Here is a 4,333-nt window from a genome sequence, read left to right as displayed (position 1 = left end):
TTCGTAACGGATATAGCTTTCTTTTGCCGCCGGTATTAGCTTCGTTTCAGTGACTTGGACCGCAAAGCAGCCAGTACTTTTGTCGCCCCCGGCGTAACGCAGCATTTCACCTTCTTTATTCAGGATTTTGTCCTGAATGTATTGCTCCTTTACCTGAACTAGTCGAAAAAAAGGAACACCCTCGCAACCACTCTTACAGTCAGCTTGCTCATAGGTAACAATTTTCCCTGAGCACCCTGCCAGTACTGCTATCACCGATAAAACCATTACCCCTTACATACCCTCTCCCACACCTATATGGCTTATTGCCACAACAGGATCGTAGCGGGCGTGAGAGAAATCGCCATGTTTTCCCTTTCTCACTGCTGACCTGTCCAGGTATCCAGCGTGGATGGAATGCCAGTGGCGGGAATCGCCGCATGCATAGTAGCTTTATGCCGCCATGGCGCAAATGGATGCCATGGATCGCACTAATCTCAAGGAAAAAAAATGCGCATAGACAGCAAATTTTTGTTTGGCGTCTTGAACTTCATCAGAACCGACAAAAAATACGAAGGTGACAAACCTCTTCAGTACGGCACCCAGTACATAGTGGGTGGTGTTTTTGTTGACATTCACACTTCAGCGAAGAAAAAGGGCACCTTCACACTCGATATCAAAAATCACCCCGCCAACCCTGATTTCGCACGTCAACTTCAAGAATACATCGATGCTGCATGCGAGCCTGAGGACGATAGCGCCAACTGATCTTTCGACCCCAGTCCTTCGCCTGCAAGCCCAAGGACTGGGGTTGCGCTAATATCGGCGCGTTTACGACCTGGAGGTCAATGTGAGCAATGGACAAACGCGGTTCCCATATTTACTCATCACGCCGCACAAGGAAGTCGGGATGATATCAGTGACGGTTTCAGTTGACGGCTCTTACGTACCCACTGAGCAAGGGCTGTACTCGTTTTGGACTGAAAAGCCGTTTGAGGACGTGTATAAAGAGTTTTACAAGACCGGTAAAGAGTTTGCGCTGATACAGGTTGAAGATTGCAATTACGCGCACGCTGGCGGACAGCTTGCAGGCGTCATTGGGCATATCAACTAGGCGTTGATCGGCCGCCAGTCCAAAGAACCCTGCCATCGATCACTTCGATCTTGGATCCTTCGGGCATCCGATACGGGCCGTTGAGCAAATACTCAGCGCGCCCATCCTGCACGTCAACTTCTATAGGGTCTCGCTCAGGATTGGCAAGTCCTCTACGCCAGGCTATGGCAGGGTTAAACGGGTCTGGCTGATTCATTTCTAACTCCTGCGGCCGTGCCGCATCATGCTGGTCGTTTTGCGTTTTTGTGCCTGAGGATCAGGCGTGTTCGGTCATGCCAGGGGCCGCCGTAGACGATGATCTCGGACGGCCTGCCGTACAGGTGGTGCAGTAGGAACGGTCCGGGGCCGAAGGTGCCCGACTCTTCACCGGGGAGTGCCGGGTCGGTGCCCAGGAAGATGCCGGCATGATTCGGGTGAACCGTCCGGCCCACATGCATGACGATCAGATCCCCACGCTGCGGTTGGTCAACGCGAACAAACCCGGCCGTCTCGTAGTGCTGCTCGTAAAGGCTTGCGTTCTCCGAGCTCTCCCACCAGCCATCAGTGCGCTGGAATGCCTCAAACTCAAGCCCCCATTCACGTTGGTACCAGTCTGCGCAGACTTGCCAGCAATCCCATGCCCCATGCACGAACGGGCGCTTGAGCAGCGGCGTGCTGCCACAGGGTGTGATCGTGCGCATGTCGCCCTCGGGCCAGGAAAGAATGTGCCAGGGCAAGGCCGTGGCTTCGCACATGGCCAGGTCGTGCGGTGACGGCCTGCTGGTGGCGTCCGGGTGCGAGTGAACAATGCCGATCACCTCGCCCTGGTCTTCCGCCGCAGCGTAGTCCTCCGGATCAAGCCGAAACTCTTCGTTAGGCTCTGTGGCGATGTTCCGGCACGGAACGTATTTCTGCGCTCGGCCCACGGCCAGCAGCAGGCCGCAGCACTCGCGCGGATACTCAGATGCCGCGTGCGCCTGGATAGCCGCAATGATGTGCTTGCGCATGGTCAGCTCCGGGCAATGAGGGACACGGCGGGGAATCCACCGAAGGACAGTTCGTTGTTCTCGCCGAAGCGCAGCTTGCAGGACGACAGGCAACCCTTGCACTGGTCCAGGGCAGGGTCATCCGTAGGGCTGTCCTCGTCGTCGAACATGGCCGCGCCGGTGTAGCCGCAGTCCGGCCCCCGGTAACCATTGGTCATAGCCCAGTGGCAGAACGTCGTCATCTGGCGCCCGGGCAGCCCGTGGTTATCGATCTCGCCCGGAGAAGACAACTCCCAGACCACCGCCTCGCCGTCCTCGCTGGTTTTCTGGTCGATGTACCAGATTTCCAGCGCTTCCTGGGTCGGGTCAGCAGTTGGGTTCCCATCGGGGAAGTTGGCTGCGTCCAGATACTTGGCCAGTGTCTCGCGAACCGTCAGTTTAAATTTCAGCATATCCTCGAAGGCCAGGCACAGCGCCGTGACTCGTCCGTTTACATTGCCGGCGGCGAACGTTGGGCGGGTGGCCGTGCCGTCGCTGCTGGAGCCAATTCCTTCAATCTGTACCGGCCAGGCCGCATATTCGGCGCCCTGCCACCAAATTGACTTGGCTGGCAGATCTTCTTCCGAATGCTCGTAGGCAAGCAGTTCCTCGGGCGTGTGCGGAATTGCGTGCCCATGGAAGCGCAGGTAATCCGCGCCGTACTCGGTGCCGTCAATTTCGAACAGGCGAATCTCGCCGCCGGGCTCCAGTTTCTGGATGTCCGTGATCAGTGCCATGGGCGGTTATCTCAAGGGTGAAAGGTTTGCTGGAAGGTGGCGGTGATGGCGTAGACCTGGCCGCCACGGTGAACCGGCTTGTAACCGTTGCACTTGTAGAGGCCAAGCTCGCCGAGGGGCGGCGTCCAGAGAAAGCCTTTTGCCCCCTTATGCCTGTCGAGGAACTTCCTGATCTCCAGGATACGGGATGCCATACCGGTAAACGTAACCGGCCAGGATTCCGACTGATTATTCAGTCCGTCCTCGACCGACTGCTCATAGCCATCGCCGAACTTTTTGGAACGGACGCGCTGGGTGATTTCCCCCTCCGCGCCCTTCTCCGTTGCCCAGGTGAATCGCTCGATTGCCATCAGCGCCCCTTGATTGCTTTGTTGATGACGCCGCCCTGGCCCATGTCCTTGTTGCGCAGTTGCTGATACTTCTGCTCAACGAACGCAGCCAGTTCTTTGCCAAACAGGTCGTAGCCAGGCGCGTCGGCGGAGGATGATGCGTTGCCGTCTCCGTCGATATGCACTTCGACATTGATCTGCGTTGCGCCAGCCCCGCCGCCGCCCATCGCCATAACCCCCAGCTTGCCGCTGGATGTCCGGGTCAGCGGCATGATCGCCTCCGGCCCCGCCTCGCCAGCGATCCCTGTTTTGCCGTTGGCCATACCGAACGCCGTGGGCTTGCTGACAATGGTGTTGGTAAAGGCGCCACCGTCGGCGAACATCTGTACACCCCCCGACCAGGCGCCACCCAAGGCTTGCGGGAAGTACGAACCGGAATAGCCGCCAGCTGAGGCCCCAAGGTTTGAAGACGCGGCACCAGCAGACCCAGCCGCCAGTCCGTTGCCGCCGGCCGCGCTACCGCCTAGGTAACTCGCTGCCGAGCCCACCAGGCTGCTCAGCAATGCTGAACTCGCCTGGCGTGTTGCAATGCGGGCCATATCAGCGAGAACCGACTTCGTGAAGTCTGCGAACGAGAACTTACCTGTCGTGGCGAAGTTGACGACCGCGTCTTCCATGGAGCTGAAGGCGTTGCCGAACAGGCTTTTCGTCTGCCCGGCGACGTTTCGTGCCGAATCCAAGTAGTTGTCCCACGCCGCTGTTGCGCCCTTGGTCCAATCACCCTGCGCATTTTCCACATCCGCATAGTTTTGCCGAATCTGGTCAGTGGCAGCCTTGTTCGCGTCGGCGAGCGCCTGCGACTTACGCTTGAATTCTTCCTCCGACATATTGCGCGACGGATCGGACTTCTGGTTGGCCAGCTCCAGCGACTGCTGAGCAAACCGGTCTTGCTGGCTGTTCAGCTCGCCGCTGAGTGCGTTTTGGCGGTCACCCTGCCCCACGCCAAGAACCGCGCGCTGCCCGGCAAGCTCCAGGGCTCGCTGTTGCTGCTCCAGTGCCTGCACGTAGGTGCTGATCGCGCGCTCTTGCTTGGCCAGGCGCCCGGTCTCGTTGGTCGCCAGGACTTCAAGCTGACTGTCAGCATCCTTCTGCGCTTTGACCATCCCTGCG

General features: G+C 58.3%; 7 protein-coding genes. 2 read left to right on the top strand and 5 right to left on the bottom strand.

The window, feature by feature from the left end:
• On the bottom strand, positions 1-255 hold a 255-nt coding region (locus FEM54_RS34430; RefSeq protein ID WP_205894431.1), incomplete at its 3' end, for a hypothetical protein.
• A 234-nt stretch (positions 256-489) separates the two neighbouring features.
• On the opposite strand from FEM54_RS34430, the gene FEM54_RS25770 reads away from it, so the two are divergent.
• Both FEM54_RS25770 and FEM54_RS25765 read left to right on the top strand, forming a co-directional pair.
• On the top strand, positions 490-747 hold the full coding sequence (locus FEM54_RS25770) for a hypothetical protein (protein WP_138453581.1): 258 nt from the start codon (positions 490-492) through the stop codon (positions 745-747).
• Between the two features lie 82 nt (positions 748-829).
• Positions 830-1,093, top strand: a complete 264-nt coding sequence (locus FEM54_RS25765; RefSeq protein ID WP_138453580.1) for a hypothetical protein — start codon at positions 830-832, stop codon at positions 1,091-1,093.
• A gap of 221 nt (positions 1,094-1,314) precedes the next feature.
• Here the strand turns inward: FEM54_RS25765 and FEM54_RS25760 are convergent, their stop codons facing one another.
• The 4 genes from FEM54_RS25760 to FEM54_RS25745 all read right to left on the bottom strand — a co-directional run.
• Entirely contained in the window at positions 1,315-2,079 is a 765-nt protein-coding gene (locus FEM54_RS25760; RefSeq protein WP_138453579.1) for a C40 family peptidase, read from the bottom strand.
• Between the two features lie 2 nt (positions 2,080-2,081).
• Positions 2,082-2,834: a phage minor tail protein L gene (locus FEM54_RS25755; protein WP_138453578.1), complete on the bottom strand. Its 753-nt coding sequence runs from the start codon at positions 2,832-2,834 to the stop codon at positions 2,082-2,084.
• A gap of 11 nt (positions 2,835-2,845) precedes the next feature.
• Positions 2,846-3,184, bottom strand: coding sequence for a phage tail protein (locus FEM54_RS25750; protein WP_138453577.1), 339 nt, complete (start codon positions 3,182-3,184; stop codon positions 2,846-2,848).
• Positions 3,184-4,333, bottom strand: a 1,150-nt coding sequence (locus tag FEM54_RS25745; protein WP_138453576.1) for a phage tail tape measure protein, incomplete at its 5' end; no start/stop codon positions are given. The genes FEM54_RS25745 and FEM54_RS25750, both read right to left, overlap by 1 nt.

This window comes from Pseudomonas edaphica (genome assembly GCF_005863185.1).
In the GTDB taxonomy this organism is placed as follows: domain Bacteria; phylum Pseudomonadota; class Gammaproteobacteria; order Pseudomonadales; family Pseudomonadaceae; genus Aquipseudomonas; species Aquipseudomonas edaphica.
This window is presented reverse-complemented; position numbering and strand designations above follow the sequence as displayed.